We start from the raw sequence: 14815 nt of genomic DNA on the forward strand, positions 1-14815 counted from the left end.
TTGTTGTTTGTTTTTATACTATTTGTACTTGCTGCTCTTGCAACATGTTATGTGCTATCTGTAACAAGTTCCTTTCGTCAAACTCCTTCGTGATGATCTGCAGGCCGTATGGCATCCCGTTTGAATGCCGGAGCAAAGGTACTGAAATCGCCGGAACCCCGGTCAGATTGGCCAATACCGTATAAATGTCAGCCAGGTACATGGCTATGGGATCGTCCATTTTTTCTCCGATCTTAAAGGCTGTGCTGGGCACGGTAGGCAGTAAAATTGCGTCGTATTCTGACAGAATATGCTGCATTTTCTCCACCACCAGCCTTCTTACCTGCTGCGCCTTCGTGAAATAAGCGTCGTAATATCCGGCGCTCAATACAAAGGTGCCAAGTAAGATACGGCGTTTTACCTCTTTTCCAAACCCTTCGGACCGGCTTTTCTTGTAAAAATCGGTCAGGTCCAGGCCTTTCTGAGGGGTACGGTAGCCGTACTTCACCCCGTCAAACCGGCTCAGGTTGCTGGAGGCTTCCGCGGTAGTGAGCACATAATATGCGGCCACCACGTAATCCAGGTAATCGAAGTTCACCCCTTCGACGGTGTGACCTTCAGCCTTTAATTGTTCAAAGAAACTTTCAAATCCCCCCCGCATTTCGGTATCCAGACCTTCATGGTGCAGGGCATCTTTCAAATACGCAAATTTCCGGCTTTTATTGTGCCGGAGATCCGCCTGGTAATCAGGAACTTCACTTTGAGAGGCTGTGCTATCATAGGCATCAGGCCCGGAAATGACTTGCAGAACCAACGCCGTATCTGCAATATTCGAGCCAAAAATACCTATCTGGTCAAAGGAAGAAGCGTATGCAATAAGGCCATGCCGCGAAATTCTGCCATAAGTGGGCTTAAGTCCCACAATACCACAGAAATCGGCCGGCTGGCGTACGGAACCGCCGGTATCGCTGCCCAGGCTTACCTGGCAGAGACCGGCCTGTACCGCCACTGCGGAACCGCCCGAAGAGCCGCCCGGTACCCGGGTGACGTCCAGCGCGTTCAGCACCTTGCCATATGCGGAGTTTTCATTGGTGCTACCCATGGCAAACTCGTCGCAGTTCAGGCGCCCGATGATAATGGCGCCTTCGGCCAGCAGTTTTTCAACCGCCGTTGCGTTATACAGGGAGGTGAATCCCTCTAATATCTTCGATGCGGCGGAAACTTTATGGCCTTTGTAGCAGATCACATCCTTGATGCCCACTACCACACCCGCCAAAAGGCCCGGACGCTCTCCCCTTTGGATCTTTTCATCCAGGGAACGCGCCTGCGCCAAAGCATCTTCTGAAAATACTTCTAAATAAGCATTGAGGTGCCGGGCCTGCTCAATCCTGTCAAGGTACATGCGTACCATGGACTCGCAGGTCGTTTTTCCGGCATACAACGCCTCATGAAAAGACGATATACTGCTGAATTCAGTCAAACCCAAACCAGTTTAAATCTTACAATCGGAGATTTCTACAACAATGAGAATGGGCTATACCAGCCATTCCCGTAAGGTTGACTAGGCGTTTTTCTTAACTTCGGTTTCTTTCATGCCATCTTCCATCTCGCGACGAACGTTGTCTTTGGCATCTTTGAATTCACGGATACCTTTACCAAGACCACGCATGAGCTCAGGGATTTTTTTACCGCCGAACAGGAGTAATACAACGGCAGCAATAAGGATAAGTTCGGTCATGCCTAATTCTTGAAAAAGTAAAAACGGTGATTTAGCGAAAATAGCAGTCATTTCTCAGTTTTTAAAAAGTTCAGCTAACAAAGGTAGGGTATATTTCGGGCTTTTTCAATGCACATGGCTATACTTTAATGAACTTTTAAGGTTCCTCAAAACAGCCGTGGCATGGTCCTTCAACGCTCCTCTCACCCTGTCTGCATACACATTTACCGTAGGTAAGATACGTTTATTTCCGGCCGCCGGACTTCCTGCCACAAAAAAATGACACTTCACGCATGAACCGCCTTCATATACAGCTGTTCCAGCCCGGAAATCTTCGTGAACCGGGACATTGAAGGTATTCCGCTTCAGCGCCGGCAGGGCATAAAAAAAGCGGAAGTCCGGTGGACCTCCGCATACTAATTTCCCTGTATAAAATACTAAACCCTTTTTTCTTTGATACGTGCTGCTTTACCCTGGCGTTCGCGGAGGTAATACAGTTTAGCCCTTCTCACTTTACCAACTTTATTCAGTACGATAGAGTCAATGTTGGGAGAGTAGAGGGGAAACAGCCTTTCTACGCCCACTCCGTCGGAGATTTTGCGTACAGTGAAAGAAGCTGTAAATCCAGAACCCTGGAGCTTCACTACGTCGCCTTTGAAGGATTGGATACGCTCCTTGTTACCTTCTACGATCTTATAGTTAACGGTAACGTTGTCACCGGCTTTGAACTTCGGAAGTTGCTTGTTAGCAGTCAACTGCTCGTGAACAAAAGAAATTGCGTTCATCTTTCAATTATTTATAGGACGGCAAAGGTAAGGAACAATCTCCAAATACCAAGACCTTTTTCCCGGTTTTTAATAAAAATATTACTCTAATCGTGATTTAAAAGGTCCGGCCGGCGCTCCTGTGTGCGTTTTACCGCCTCATCGTGCCTCCATTCCTCAATTTTCCGGTGATCCCCGCTCATCAGCACGGCCGGCACCTTCCAGTCGCGGAAAGTCTCGGGGCGGGTGTATACGGGGGGCGCCAGCAGGTTGTCCTGGAAGGAATCAAACAGCGCCGAGGTTTCGTCGTTCAGCACCCCGGGCAATAACCGCCCGATGGCATCCACCACCACGGCTGCCGCCAGCTCTCCGCCGGACAGTACAAAATCCCCGATGGAGATCTCCATGGTCACGAAATGTTCCCTCACCCGCTCGTCTATGCCCTTGTAATGGCCGCAGATCAGCAGCAGGTTCCCTTTGAGGCTCAGCCTGTTAGCCATTTTCTGGTTAAAGGTCTGGCCGTCCGGCGTGAGGTAGATGATCTCGTCGTAAGTAGTTTCCTTTTGCAGGGCCTCTATCGCGTTCACCAGCGGCTCTATCATCATTACCATACCGGCCCCGCCGCCAAACTGGTAGTCGTCCACCTGGTTCTGGCGGAAATTGGAGTATTGGCGCAGGTGATGCACGTTTACTTCCAGCAGGCCCTTGTCCTTCGCCCTTTTCATGATGGAATGGGCAAAAGGGCTTTCCAGCAGTTCCGGTAATACGGTAATGATATCTATCCGCATAATGTTCTTTTTCTTAGCCTAAATATATGTCCAGCAGGCCTTCCGGCAGCTCAAGACGCACCAGTTGGTTCTTTTTGTCCACTTTCAGCAACGTCTGCTCATTTAGCGGCAGCAGCATTTCTTTTTCCCGGTAAGTCACCTTGGCCAGCACCTGGTGCGGCATTTCGATGATCTCTTCGATCTGGCCGAGGGGGCCCTGCACGCTGTCTTCCACCTGGTATCCCAGCAGGGAGAGCGGCGCGGAGCCGGATGCCTGTGCCTTAAAGTCCGTCTCTTCCAGGTAAACGCCCTTTTGGAGCATATTCCTGGCCGCTTCACGGGTATCTATGCCTTCCAGCTTCACATATACGTGCTCGGCGTCCTTCGCCCGGGCGCTTTGCAGGAAATAGGGCATAAAGCTGTCCTTCCGTTCTTCGATAAAAACAGCCGTGACGTCTTTCAGGGTTGTGCGCTTACCCAGGCTGTGGCGGAGAATAAACTCTCCGTCTGTGCCGTAAGTGGCGCTCAGCTTGCCGATATTGAAATAATTAGCCATTGGACGGGTACGTTGTAAAAGCAGAAAGGGAATCTTTGCGAACAAATCTTCCCTTTCTGAATTATGTTATTTGTTGCCCGGATTATGCTTCAGGCGCTTCGCCTTCAGCAGCAGGAGCGCTGGGAGCTACGTCCTCAACTTTCCTTACAACCGGTGTAACAGCGCGTACAGCCCTTTTCTGGCTTTCGCGGCGTGCGGATACTTTCTCTTCGTGGTCAGCCTGCCATTGCTCAAACTTAGTGTAAGCGGTAGGCTCGTCGAACAGACCGAGTTTAACCCCTCTGAGAAGGTGTTTCAGGTACAGTACGCCTTTGAAGGACAGGATGCGCCTAACAGTATCGGTGGGTTGTGCGCCCTTCTGCAGCCAGCGGAGCGCTTTCTGCGTATCGATGTTGATAGATGCGGGTACAGTCAAAGGATTGTATGTACCAATTTTCTGGATGAATTTACCATCCCTGGGCGCGCGGGCGTCTGCCACTACAATAAAGTAAAAAGGTCTCTTTTTCGCGCCGTGTCTCTGTAATCTGATCTTTACTGGCATAAATAAGTCGAGTTATTTGTTGCGAGTTGTTAAAAAATATTGTTTCTATTGGGGCAGCAAATGTAGAGTTAAAATTGAAATTCGCAAAATAAAATTAACTCTGTTATTTGCTGTTATACCTTACTATTTCATTTTCAAGCCTTTCGCACCACCTGGCATCTTATTCATCATTTTCATCATCTGGCGCATCTGCTCGAATTGTTTCATGAACTGGTTCACGTCCTGTATCTCCTTACCGGCTCCTTTTGCGATCCTCCTGCGGCGGCTGCCGTCTATCAGGTCCGGGTTGCCGCGCTCGGCCGGGGTCATGGAATTGATCATCGCTTCGATGCCTTTGAATGAATCATCGCTGATGTCCAGGTCCTTCACCGCTTTGCCCACGCCGGGGATCATGCCCAGCAGGTCTTTGATGCTGCCCATCTTTTTGATCTGCTGCAGCTGTTCCTTGAAGTCATCGAAGTCGAACTGGTTCTGGCGGATCTTCTTTTCCAGCTTTTTGGCCTGCTCTTCGTTGAACTGTGACTGGGCCCTTTCCACGAGGGTGGTGATGTCGCCCATGCCGAGGATACGCTGGGCCATACGCTCGGGGTAAAATACGTCCAGCGTGTCCAGCTTTTCGCCCATACTCACGAACTTGATGGGCTTCTGTACCGTGTAAGTGATGGTAAGGGCCGCACCGCCGCGTGTATCACCGTCCAGCTTGGTGAGCACGATACCGGAGAAGTCCAGCCGCTCATTGAACGCACTGGCCGTGTTCACGGCATCCTGGCCGGTCATGGAATCCACCACGAACAGTATCTCCTGGGGATTTACGGCTTTTTTGACATTGGTCACCTCGGTCATCATCACTTCGTCTACCGCGAGGCGGCCGGCGGTGTCGATGATCACGATGTTGTTCCCCTGGGCTTTCGCGTGTTTGATGGCGTTTTCGGCAATCTGCACCGCGTTTTTGTTCTCAGGTTCGCTGTATACTTCCACCCCTACCTGGCCGCCCAGCACTTTCAGCTGATCGATAGCCGCGGGACGGTAAATGTCCGCCGCCACCAGCAAGGGTTTCTTGTTTTTCTTGGTTTTGAGGTAATTGGCCAGTTTACCGGAAAAGGTGGTTTTACCGGAACCCTGCAGGCCCGCGATGAGAATGACGGTGGGGTTGGTCTTGATGTCCAGCTCGGATTCCGTGCTGCCCATCAGCTCCACCAGCTCGTCCTTCACGATCTTTACCATGAGCTGGCCGGGAGAAATGGCGGTGAGCACCTTTTCGCCCATGGCTTTATCCTTCACTTTATCAGTAAAATCCTTGGCGATCTTGTAGTTCACGTCGGCATCCACCAGGGCTCTGCGGATTTCCTTCACCGTGGTGGCAATGTTGATTTCCGAGATGCGGCCTTCCCCTTTTAGTTGTTTGAAGGCCCCTTCGAGCCGCTCTGATAATGATTCAAACATATATTATGCTGGTAAAAATTTTGGACTGCAAAAATACGGTTTATATAAACTAAAAAAGTAAAAAAGATGGCTGGCATTGCGTCCGAACCTTCTTTTTTACTTTTTCAGCTTGTTTTTTATGTACCGGCTCAGCCTCCCAGGTAGTTGCGCAGCAGTTTGCTGCGGCTGGTAGTACGGAGCTTGGTGATCGCTTTATCTTTGATCTGGCGTACCCTTTCGCGGGTGAGGCCAAATTTTTCGCCGATGTCTTCGAGGCTCATGGGATGTTCCACACCGATGCCAAAATACAGCATGATCACGTCTTTCTGACGGTCTGTAAGGGTAGACAGGGAGCGTTCGATCTCGCGGCGGAGTGAATCGTGGTGATCCAGCTCTTCGTCCGCGCTAACGGCGTTCGGGTTTTCCAGTACATCCAGCAGGGAGTTGTCTTCCCCGTCTATGAAAGGCGCATCCATGGATACGTGGCGGGCGGCAACGCCGAGGGTAGCTTCTACTTCTTCTGTATTGATCTCGAGGATGGTAGCCAGCTCGTCGGGAGAGGGTTCACGCTCGAATTCCTGTTCCAGCTGGGAATATGCCTTGCTGATCTTGTTGGACAGGCCTACTTTGTTCAGCGGGAGGCGAACGATGCGGGACTGCTCAGCCAGAGCCTGGAGGATACTTTGACGGATCCACCATACAGCATAGGAAATGAATTTAAACCCGCGGGTTTCATCAAATCGCTGGGCGGCTTTGATAAGGCCGAGGTTGCCTTCATTGATAAGGTCGGAAAGGGATAAGCCCTGGTTCTGGTATTGTTTTGCAACGGATACCACAAAACGCAGATTGGCTTTTGTCAGCTTCTCCAAAGCACGCTGGTCCCCTTGTTTGATGCGGATTGCCAGGTTCACTTCTTCTTCCGGCGTAATGAGATCCACTTTGCCGATCTCCTGCAAATACTTTTCTAGCGACTGTGACTCACGATTCGTGATTGATTTCGTGATTTTAAGTTGGCGCATTGACATAGCACGGGAACAGTTACAGGTTATTAATAGATTAATTTAGAAGAATGCTAGACAAAAATAACTTTTTTTAGATACCACCCAAAAAAAATATCCCCCCGTTGAAACATCTTTAAGCTAAATCGATTGTTGGCTGTAATCTGTTCGTGTTATACTCTATTAACATGTTTTGATACTGGATTCGCTTTGATTTTGAAGCAGATAGTCAGTAAACCTGACTAATAAGGTAAGAAACTGCCTGATACATAATCACAAAACTTCATATTTCAAATAATACTCAGGTTTGAGAATGAAATAGTTAATATATCGAAAATTTTCTAAAATTTATTTTGATAGCATGAAAAAAATTCTATAATTGCAGGGCAGATGATTTTGATTTATTAATAATACTGTGCGATGTCAAAGAAAGTGCAATATGAGTTAGAATATCCGGTTCGGTGCTCTCCAAGTATCCTTTTTGAATTTCTTTCCACCCCGGCAGGCTTGCAGGAATGGTTTGCAGATAAAGTTGATTTCCGTGACAATGTTTTTTCTTTCTCCTGGAACGGATCAATGGAAGAAGCAGAAGTAATGGAACAGGAGGAAGACGAGTTCATCCGTTTACATTGGCTACACGCTCCAAAAAATGAATTCTTCGAGTTCAGGATCCAGATTTCCGAAGTTACCAATATGACCATACTGGTGATCAGAGATTTCGCCGAAAAGAAAGAAGTGGCAGATCAGAGCCAGCTGTGGGATTACCAGATTAAAGATCTTTTCCACCGTATAGGCAACTAGACCGTTTCCCCTTTCAGCAATTCCAGCAGTGCGGCATATTGAGCCACTGCAACGGGTATCACGTTTCCCCAGTCCTCTAAGTCATACTGTTTTGCCAGCTTCACAAACGGCTTCCGCACCAGCGATCCCCATTGCGCCGGTGTGAGAGACTGTACTGTGCGGTAGTTGTCGTGCCCGAAATGGTGCTGCCACGGATCGTCCTGCACGCAGGCATACCAGCCCGCATCCGCCAGCGCCGCCTGAACGCCGTCCAGCCGTGTACGGTAGCCCTCCAGCGATTCACCCGCCAGGTGCAGCGTGATACTGAAAAACCTCCCCCACCAGAAAAACGTGCGGCAGGCAAAAATGCTTTCACGGCTGAAAGCCCGCGGGTAATCCAGGATCACATATGGAAGCCCTTCGTATTGTTCTCCCCTGCTGATCTTCGGCGCCTGCGTATACTCCTTCTGCAATGCCTGTATCGCGGGCTCCGCCGCCATCGCCTCCTGCAAAGCCCCGAACAGGCCATACACCTTGTCAATGATCCGGTTTTTGGTGAGGATCCATTCGGCATCCCGCACCATTCCCATTTCCGTATTATTCAGCTCAAATGTGCCCATGAAAATAAATTAACGGTTTTTTGATTTACGGCCGCTTCCTGCTTCAGGGATTCGTGTTAACTTTGTGCGGCTGGTTTACAAAAGTATACTGAAAACCAGGCAGTTTTACATTTTTCAATTTTAATTTCCGTTGAGCGGTTGTGAAGAAACTCGATAAACTCATCATTAAGACCTTCGTGGGGCCTTTTATAGCCACTTTTTTTGTGACGCTATTTGTGCTCATCATGCAGTTTGTATGGAAGTACATAGACGATCTCGTGGGTAAAGGGCTGGACACGCCGGTGATCGTGGAACTGCTGGTATACACCAGTGCCAGCCTCGTGCCGCTGGCCATGCCGCTGGCCGTGCTGCTTTCTTCCATCATGACCTTCGGCAACCTCGGGGAAAGTTTTGAACTGGTGGCCATCAAATCCGCCGGCATTTCACTGCTGCGTTTTATCAGGCCGCTGTTTTTCCTCTCCGCCATCATCGGCACCGGCGCTTTTCTTTTCGCCAACTATATCATCCCCATCGCCAACCTCCGCGCAAAATCGCTCCTGTACGATATCACCCAGTCCAAACCCGCCTTCAACATCAAGCAGGGCGTGTTTTACAGTGACATTCCCGGGTATGTGATCAAAGTGGCGAAAAAAGACCCGGATAACAAAACCATCCACCAGGTGATGATCTACGACCGCTCTCCGAACAGCGGCAGCAACGACGAAAAGCTGATACTCGCGGAAAAAGGCACCATGGAACTGTCGCCGGATAAACGTTACCTGAACTTTACCCTTGAAAACGGCTGGCGCTTTGAAGAAAGAGACGGCAGCCGCTCCGGCAGAAGCGGCAATGAGCTGATCCGCCTGGGCTTCAAAACATACATCAAACCATTCGACCTCAAAGCCCTGGCATTTGACCGCCTGCCGCTGGACGCGTTCGCCTCCAACCAGCAGATGCTCAATATCCGCCAGCTGGACGAGGGCATCGACTCACTGCGCGGCATCGATTCTTCGTATATCCGTACCGTTCATGCCTATGTGACCACCCGTTATCCTTTCTACAAATGGAAAGATACCGGCTGGCTGGCCACAGCGCCGCCTTTGAAGGTGGACAGTTTCTGGAAGGTGGTCCCCGAAAAATCACAGCGTTATGTGCTGGAACGCGTGGAGTCCAACCTGCGTGAGACGGAAACCTCGCTTACCACCAGCGCGAAAGACTATACGGACAACCGGAGCAAAATAGCGCTCTTTAAAGTGGAATGGCAGCGTAAATTCTCGCTGGCGGCGGCCTGTATCGTGCTGTTCCTGATCGGCGCACCCCTCGGATCCATCATCCGGAAAGGCGGATTAGGCACTCCACTCGTATTTGCGGTGATATTCTTTGTGATATTCAATATATTTTTTATGTTGGGGGAGAAAATGGCCCGTAAGGATGTAATGGCATCCTGGAGCGGGATGTGGCTGGCCAACATTGCCCTTTTACCTATTGCGGCGTTCCTGGTATACAAGGCCATGAACGATTCGAACCTCTTCAATAAAGAGGCTTACTTCAGAGCATTTAATACTGTTAAAAAATACATTCAGAAGCGGCGCAGCCAACACGAGATAAGCACTTAAGCGCCGTAGCTGACTAACACACATTGCGGACCTACAACTATTACTAATGTTCTACACCCTTGTTACAATGGTGCAGAAGAACCGTTATTTTTTTATTCCATTCCTTGTATGGATAATCTTAGGCGGCCTCCTGATATTATTGTACCCGAAAGAAGACCTATTCCTCACCGTCAATCAGCTGCACAATCCGGTGGCTGACATCCTCACCACCATCACCACCTACCTGGGCGATGGTAAAACATACGGCGGCATCCTGCTCATCCTCCTGATCAGGCGCCAATGGCGGCCTTTTATGATCAGCGCTTCCATCCTTGCTTTGGTAACCCTGCTGGTCATCAGCGGCAAACATGTGTTTGACGAGCCGCGGCCCATCACCTATTTCGCGGATATCGCCTCCACGCTGCACACGGTATCATGGGTGCCGCCACATGCGTGGAACAGTTTTCCGTCCGGGCATACTTCCACGGCCTTCGCACTATTCTGCTTTATGGCCATCTGGTGGGAGAAAAAACAGATGGGTCTGCTGTTCTTTGCACTGGGACTGGCCGCGGCACATTCGCGGATCTACCTTTGCCAGCATTTTTTTGAAGACGTATATGCCGGCAGCATCATCGGTACTTTCAGCAGCGTATTCATCTACGGGCTGTTTGAACTTAGAAAAACGGGCAAACCGGGTACTACACGCTCCCGTGAAACCGTTATTACTCCGTCCGCGGGCGTAGCCTGAAACGGCGTCATTCACCTTACCTGAGGAACTCAGTGCTTCGCGGCCCCGCGCCCGGAGCACATAAATCGTATTATCCTGATGAAGTATCTGCTGATAGCTATTGTAGCTGCCCTGTTGTTCATTCCTTTTCTTGGCGACTCTCACCTGTTCGACTGGGATGAGATCAATTTCGCGGAAGCTGCGCGGGAAATGATCGTGACCGGCAACTATTCGCAGGTACAGATCGATTTCTCTCCTTTCTGGGAAAAGCCCCCGCTGTTCATCTGGTTCCAGGCGCTCAGCATGAAACTCTTTGGCATCAATGATTTCGCCGCGCGTTTCCCGAATGCCGTGATCGGTATTGCCACGCTGCTCACTTTTTTTCATATCGGCAAAAAACAGGTGGATGAAAAGTTCGGCCTCTGGTGGGCGCTGGTGTATGCCGGCAGCTGGCTGCCGCATTTTTATTTTAAGTCCGGCATCATCGATCCTGCTTTTAACTATTTTATTTTCCTCGGCCTGTATTTTGCCTATCGCATCGGTTATGCTGAAAAAGCGTTCCGCATGGCGATCTTCAGCGGGATATTCCTCGGGCTGGCGGTGCTCACCAAAGGCCCCGCGGCCATCCTGATATCCGGCCTTACGCTCGTGGTGTACTGGGTCTACAACAAATTCCGCATTTATATCCGCATCCCGCACCTGCTGCTGATCGCCACTTCCGCCATCGTCACCACGCTGCTGTGGTTCGGTTACGAGATAGCCAGCCATGGCTGGTGGTTCGTGGAAGAGTTCGTAAAATACCAGTGGCGCCTGTTTTCCACGCCGGATGCGGGGCACGACCAGCCTTTCTTTTACCACCCGATGGTATTGCTGATAGGTTGTTTCCCGGCGAGCCTGTTCCTTTTCAGTTATATCACCACCGCGCGCGCAAAATCCATTTATCTCTCGCAACCCACGGAGGGAAAGGATTTCAGGGTATGGATGTGGGTACTGTTCTGGGTAGTACTTATTCTCTTCAGCATTGTCAAGACCAAGATCGTACATTATTCCTCGCTCTGTTATTTCCCGCTGAGCTACCTCGCGGCGCTGCAGGTGTACCGCCTGCTGGAAGGCCGGTTCACTCTCAAAGGCTGGAATATTTCCCTTATCCTGGTGATCGGCATAATATTGGGGCTGGCAATAGGCGTGCTGCCGCTGGTGGGTATTTACAAAAACGAGCTGATCCCGCACATCGGCGACCGTTTTGCCCGGGCGAACCTGCAGGCGGATATCCATTTCAGTTTTGGCGAAATGGCGTTTGGCCTTATATATATGGTGTTGGTGATCGTGAGTTGTGTACTGCTGTTCCGCAAAAAAGTGCAGCGGGGCCTGCTTTGCCTCTTTGCCAGCAGCGTCCTGATGATATGGATCACCGTGGTGCATTTTGTGCCGAAGGTGGAGGGGTTCAGCCAGCGTGCGGCCATTGAATATTACGAATCCTTTATCGGGAAGGATGTGTATGTGAAGCCGCTGAGTTATCACAGTTATGCACACCTTTATTATAGCAGGAAACAGCCGACGCAGAACAAGGCCTATTACACGGACAAAGCCAGCCGTGAAAAGTGGCTGCTGGAAGGCGATATAGACAAACCGGCCTATTTTATCTGCCGCATCACCGATGCGGAGCCCTGGCGACAGCACCCGAACCTGCAGGAGATCGGGGAAAAGAACGGGTTTGTCTTCTTCAAACGGAAATGACCGAAAAAGGGGTAAGCCCAGGTAAAGATACTTCCCTCCCACGGCGCCATAAACATCAATGCCGGGTAAACACAGGAATCTCCTGCTGCTCACCCGGCATTTTTATGTCGTACAGACTGCGTTATTTCTTCAGTGCTTCCGCGTACAGCTCATTCACCGTATTCCAGTTCACCACATTCCAGAACGCCGTGATGTAATCGGGGCGTTTGTTCTGGTACTTGAGGTAATAAGCGTGTTCCCAAACGTCCAGGCCGAGGATGGGGGTGCCCGGTTCTTTGGCCAGGTTGGTCATCAATGGATTGTCCTGGTTGGGCGTGGAGGTGATGGCCAGGCCACCGCCTTTTTTCACGATCAGCCATGCCCAGCCGCTGCCGAATACGCCTTTGGCGGCATCGGCGAACTTGGTCTGCATTGCTTCCTGCGAACCAAAAGCAGTGCTGATGGCTTGCTTCAGTGCATCAGCGGGAGCGGATTTGGTGCCGGACAGCAGGGTCCAGAAGAGGCTGTGGTTGTAATGACCACCTGCGTTGTTGCGAACGGCGGCGTCATTAGCGGTCACTTTGGAGAGGATTTCCCCGAGGCTGAGACCGGCGAAAGCACCTTCTTTTGTGGCGTTGTTCAGATTGGTAACGTAGGCAGCATGATGTTTTCCGTGGTGGATCTCCATGGTCATCTTATCGATGTTCGGCTCCAGGGCGTCCGTAGCGTAGGGCAGCGCGGGCAGCGTAAAGGGCGCCTTAAGGGCCAGGAGGCTTTTATTGTCCGCCGCGGGAGCGGCTGCCCAGCCGGTTCCGGGGTTTGCAAGAGCTGCAATCCCTGCGAGGCCGGCCAATTTTATGAATTCTCTTTTATTCATATGAAAATATTAATGTTACAAATCTATAATTTAACATCACAATGGGAGCAAATTTTACACCAATGTGATGTTTTAGGGTTGAAAAACCGAACATAATATTATCGTTATATTTGCTAACTGATTAAAATAAAGTAGAAGAATATAGTTTAATTTGAAATTAATTGCTATTTTACTTTTATATTCATGTGTTGTAGTAGTAGTATTTTAATCATTTTCGAAAGATGAAGCTATTTATCCCTGGAATAAGGCTTTACCCTTCCCCGAACCGGACTTCGCCGGAGGGAAACCTGTACTTCCTTCACCGGCTGCCGCCGGCACTCGTCCATCCCCCGCAAATGTTTGAATGTAGTTCTTGATTTTCCTTCAGTTCATAATTTAACCGCTATTCCCCAAAAGAGGGGCTTAGCAGACACAGATATACTTTACCAGGCTGTGAAGCCGGGAAGCCAACAGTATTTTTAACAGATTTAATTTTAATTCACTTATTGCTTGTTTTGAAGCCTGAGAGGAGTTTTTTAATTAAAGCCCTTTTCCGGCGGAGAAAAGATTTGGTGAATGGTCCTTATACTTTGAAGTACATAATAACCTAACGAAGCATCAAGGAGCACCACGAAAAGCAGAATTGATCACCTAGTAAAATTGAGAGTGGAGGCAGCATGACAATCCAGGAACGTATACAGCAGTCACGGCATGAGCGTTTAACCTATTCGCCAGTATTTTTTGAGCCAGCCCGGAAAGAGGAAAAGGATGCCCTGCTGGGTCTATTGCGTGAAAACCCGCAGATCAGCGTATTTGACGAGCTCCACAGCCAGATGAGGGAGCTTATCAAAATTAGCCATCCTACCCGCAGCCTCACGGCAGCGGAGACCGAAGCCGCCATCGCGCGGCATCTGGACGGGGTACAGCCGGAAGACTACGGCGTCTGGGTATATTTTCCCTGGTCCGGCAAGGTGGTACACCTGCTGGGAAGGGAAGAGTTCATAGCCTTGCGCACATCCCGCAACATGCATAAGATCACCGCGGAAGAAAGGGACTTGCTGGCAGAGAAAAAGATCGGCATTATCGGCCTGAGCGTAGGGCAGACGATTGCGCTCACGCTGGCCATGGAAAGGGTGTGCGGCGAATTGCGGCTTGCGGATTTTGATGCGGTGGAGCTGACGAACATGAACCGGCTGCGTACGGATGTGTCCAGCCTGGGAATGCCCAAAGTGATCGTAGCGGCCCGCGAGATCGCGGAAATGGATCCTTATCTCAGCGTCAAATGTTTTACAGACGGCGCTACAGAAAACAATTTAGACAGCTTCCTGACCGAAGGCGGTAAACTGGATATACTCGTGGAAGAGTGCGACGGCATAGACGTAAAGATACTCAGCCGCCAGAAAGCCAAAGCCCTGCAAATACCCGTGGTGATGGATACGAACGACCGCGGCATGCTGGATATTGAACGGTACGACCTGGACCCGGATTACCCGATGCTCCACGGCCTCATTCCGCAGATTGATGACCTCAGCACGCTGCGCCACCTCACCAACGAGGAAAAGGTGCCCATCCTGGGCCCGATGGCAGGTTTCGCCGATATGAGCCAACGAATGAAATATTCCGTGGGGCAGATCGGCAAAACAATTACGACCTGGCCGCAACTGGCATCATCTGTGATGCTGGGAGGTGCAATGGTAACTGATACATGCAGGCGCATACTGCTGGATCAGCTGAGGGTATCAGGCCGGTATTATGTGGATTTTGATCAACTTATTCAATAATGCCCCTGTAAATAAAA

At 50.1% G+C, this 14815-nt stretch carries 15 protein-coding genes; 5 read left to right on the top strand and 10 right to left on the bottom strand.

What is annotated here, in order from left to right:
* Positions 1 to 13: 13 nt before the first annotated feature.
* The 8 genes from gatA to EG028_RS23030 all read right to left on the bottom strand — a co-directional run bounded on the left by gatA (position 14) and on the right by EG028_RS23030 (position 6771).
* Complete coding sequence (gatA, locus tag EG028_RS22995) at positions 14 to 1459, bottom strand: Asp-tRNA(Asn)/Glu-tRNA(Gln) amidotransferase subunit GatA (RefSeq protein ID WP_120518859.1); 1446 nt, start codon at positions 1457 to 1459, stop codon at positions 14 to 16.
* An 81-nt stretch (positions 1460 to 1540) separates the two neighbouring features.
* Positions 1541 to 1768, bottom strand: a complete 228-nt coding sequence (locus tag EG028_RS23000) for a Sec-independent protein translocase subunit TatA/TatB (protein WP_120518812.1) — start codon at positions 1766 to 1768, stop codon at positions 1541 to 1543.
* Between the two features lie 365 nt (positions 1769 to 2133).
* Positions 2134 to 2481, bottom strand: coding sequence for a 50S ribosomal protein L19 (rplS, locus tag EG028_RS23005; RefSeq protein WP_120518811.1), 348 nt, complete (start codon positions 2479 to 2481; stop codon positions 2134 to 2136).
* A gap of 86 nt (positions 2482 to 2567) precedes the next feature.
* A complete protein-coding gene (gene trmD, locus EG028_RS23010; protein ID WP_120518810.1) occupies positions 2568 to 3248 on the bottom strand; it encodes a tRNA (guanosine(37)-N1)-methyltransferase TrmD in 681 nt (226 codons plus the stop codon).
* Between the two features lie 13 nt (positions 3249 to 3261).
* Complete coding sequence (gene rimM / locus EG028_RS23015) at positions 3262 to 3783, bottom strand: ribosome maturation factor RimM (protein WP_120518809.1); 522 nt, start codon at positions 3781 to 3783, stop codon at positions 3262 to 3264.
* An 82-nt stretch (positions 3784 to 3865) separates the two neighbouring features.
* Complete coding sequence (gene rpsP / locus EG028_RS28115) at positions 3866 to 4324, bottom strand: 30S ribosomal protein S16 (RefSeq protein ID WP_120518808.1); 459 nt, start codon at positions 4322 to 4324, stop codon at positions 3866 to 3868.
* A 123-nt stretch (positions 4325 to 4447) separates the two neighbouring features.
* A complete protein-coding gene (gene ffh, locus EG028_RS23025) occupies positions 4448 to 5767 on the bottom strand; it encodes a signal recognition particle protein (RefSeq protein ID WP_120518807.1) in 1320 nt (439 codons plus the stop codon).
* Positions 5768 to 5895: 128 nt separating this feature from the next.
* On the bottom strand, positions 5896 to 6771 hold the full coding sequence (locus EG028_RS23030) for a sigma-70 family RNA polymerase sigma factor (protein WP_206614510.1): 876 nt from the start codon (positions 6769 to 6771) through the stop codon (positions 5896 to 5898).
* 393 nt (positions 6772 to 7164) lie between these two features.
* Between EG028_RS23030 and EG028_RS23035 the strand changes: the two genes are divergently transcribed.
* Positions 7165 to 7545 (top strand): START-like domain-containing protein, encoded by a 381-nt coding sequence (locus tag EG028_RS23035; RefSeq protein ID WP_120518806.1) that lies wholly within the window; start codon positions 7165 to 7167, stop codon positions 7543 to 7545.
* On the opposite strand, the gene EG028_RS23040 is transcribed toward EG028_RS23035, so the two are convergent.
* On the bottom strand, positions 7542 to 8144 hold the full coding sequence (locus tag EG028_RS23040) for a hypothetical protein (RefSeq protein ID WP_120518805.1): 603 nt from the start codon (positions 8142 to 8144) through the stop codon (positions 7542 to 7544). The genes EG028_RS23035 and EG028_RS23040 overlap by 4 nt on opposite strands.
* Before the next feature lie 140 nt (positions 8145 to 8284).
* Here EG028_RS23040 and EG028_RS23045 point away from each other — a divergent pair, with 140 nt between their 5' ends.
* The 3 genes from EG028_RS23045 to EG028_RS23055 all read left to right on the top strand — a co-directional run bounded on the left by EG028_RS23045 (position 8285) and on the right by EG028_RS23055 (position 12182).
* Positions 8285 to 9739, top strand: coding sequence for an LptF/LptG family permease (locus EG028_RS23045; RefSeq protein ID WP_120518804.1), 1455 nt, complete (start codon positions 8285 to 8287; stop codon positions 9737 to 9739).
* Between the two features lie 46 nt (positions 9740 to 9785).
* A complete protein-coding gene (locus EG028_RS23050) occupies positions 9786 to 10466 on the top strand; it encodes a phosphatase PAP2 family protein (protein WP_120518803.1) in 681 nt (226 codons plus the stop codon).
* A gap of 78 nt (positions 10467 to 10544) precedes the next feature.
* Entirely contained in the window at positions 10545 to 12182 is a 1638-nt protein-coding gene (locus EG028_RS23055) for an ArnT family glycosyltransferase (protein ID WP_120518802.1), read from the top strand.
* Positions 12183 to 12303: 121 nt separating this feature from the next.
* On the opposite strand, the gene EG028_RS23060 is transcribed toward EG028_RS23055, so the two are convergent.
* Complete coding sequence (locus EG028_RS23060) at positions 12304 to 13038, bottom strand: superoxide dismutase (protein ID WP_120518801.1); 735 nt, start codon at positions 13036 to 13038, stop codon at positions 12304 to 12306.
* A gap of 656 nt (positions 13039 to 13694) precedes the next feature.
* Between EG028_RS23060 and EG028_RS23065 the strand changes: the two genes are divergently transcribed.
* Positions 13695 to 14798 carry a ThiF family adenylyltransferase gene (locus tag EG028_RS23065; RefSeq protein WP_120518800.1) on the top strand — a complete coding sequence of 368 codons (1104 nt, stop codon included), beginning with the start codon at positions 13695 to 13697 and terminating at the stop codon, positions 14796 to 14798.
* Positions 14799 to 14815: the final 17 nt, after the last annotated feature.

Origin of the sequence: Chitinophaga barathri, assembly GCF_003807585.1 — a bacterium.
GTDB lineage: Bacteria > Bacteroidota > Bacteroidia > Chitinophagales > Chitinophagaceae > Chitinophaga > Chitinophaga barathri.

Bases quoted from the DNA above. Each gene is read 5' to 3' on its own strand.
- EG028_RS23065 (WP_120518800.1), top strand. From the start codon at position 13,695: ATGACAATCCAGGAACGTATACAGCAGTCACGGCATGAGCGTTTAACC.
- EG028_RS23000 (WP_120518812.1), bottom strand. From the start codon at position 1,768: ATGACTGCTATTTTCGCTAAATCACCGTTTTTACTTTTTCAAGAATTA.
- EG028_RS23055 (WP_120518802.1), top strand. From the start codon at position 10,545: ATGAAGTATCTGCTGATAGCTATTGTAGCTGCCCTGTTGTTCATTCCT.
- rpsP (WP_120518808.1), bottom strand. From the start codon at position 4,324: ATGCCAGTAAAGATCAGATTACAGAGACACGGCGCGAAAAAGAGACCT.
- rplS (WP_120518811.1), bottom strand. From the start codon at position 2,481: ATGAACGCAATTTCTTTTGTTCACGAGCAGTTGACTGCTAACAAGCAA.
- EG028_RS23060 (WP_120518801.1), bottom strand. From the start codon at position 13,038: ATGAATAAAAGAGAATTCATAAAATTGGCCGGCCTCGCAGGGATTGCA.
- rimM (WP_120518809.1), bottom strand. From the start codon at position 3,783: ATGGCTAATTATTTCAATATCGGCAAGCTGAGCGCCACTTACGGCACA.
- EG028_RS23030 (WP_206614510.1), bottom strand. From the start codon at position 6,771: ATGTCAATGCGCCAACTTAAAATCACGAAATCAATCACGAATCGTGAG.
- EG028_RS23050 (WP_120518803.1), top strand. From the start codon at position 9,786: ATGTTCTACACCCTTGTTACAATGGTGCAGAAGAACCGTTATTTTTTT.
- ffh (WP_120518807.1), bottom strand. From the start codon at position 5,767: ATGTTTGAATCATTATCAGAGCGGCTCGAAGGGGCCTTCAAACAACTA.
- EG028_RS23035 (WP_120518806.1), top strand. From the start codon at position 7,165: ATGTCAAAGAAAGTGCAATATGAGTTAGAATATCCGGTTCGGTGCTCT.
- trmD (WP_120518810.1), bottom strand. From the start codon at position 3,248: ATGCGGATAGATATCATTACCGTATTACCGGAACTGCTGGAAAGCCCT.
- EG028_RS23040 (WP_120518805.1), bottom strand. From the start codon at position 8,144: ATGGGCACATTTGAGCTGAATAATACGGAAATGGGAATGGTGCGGGAT.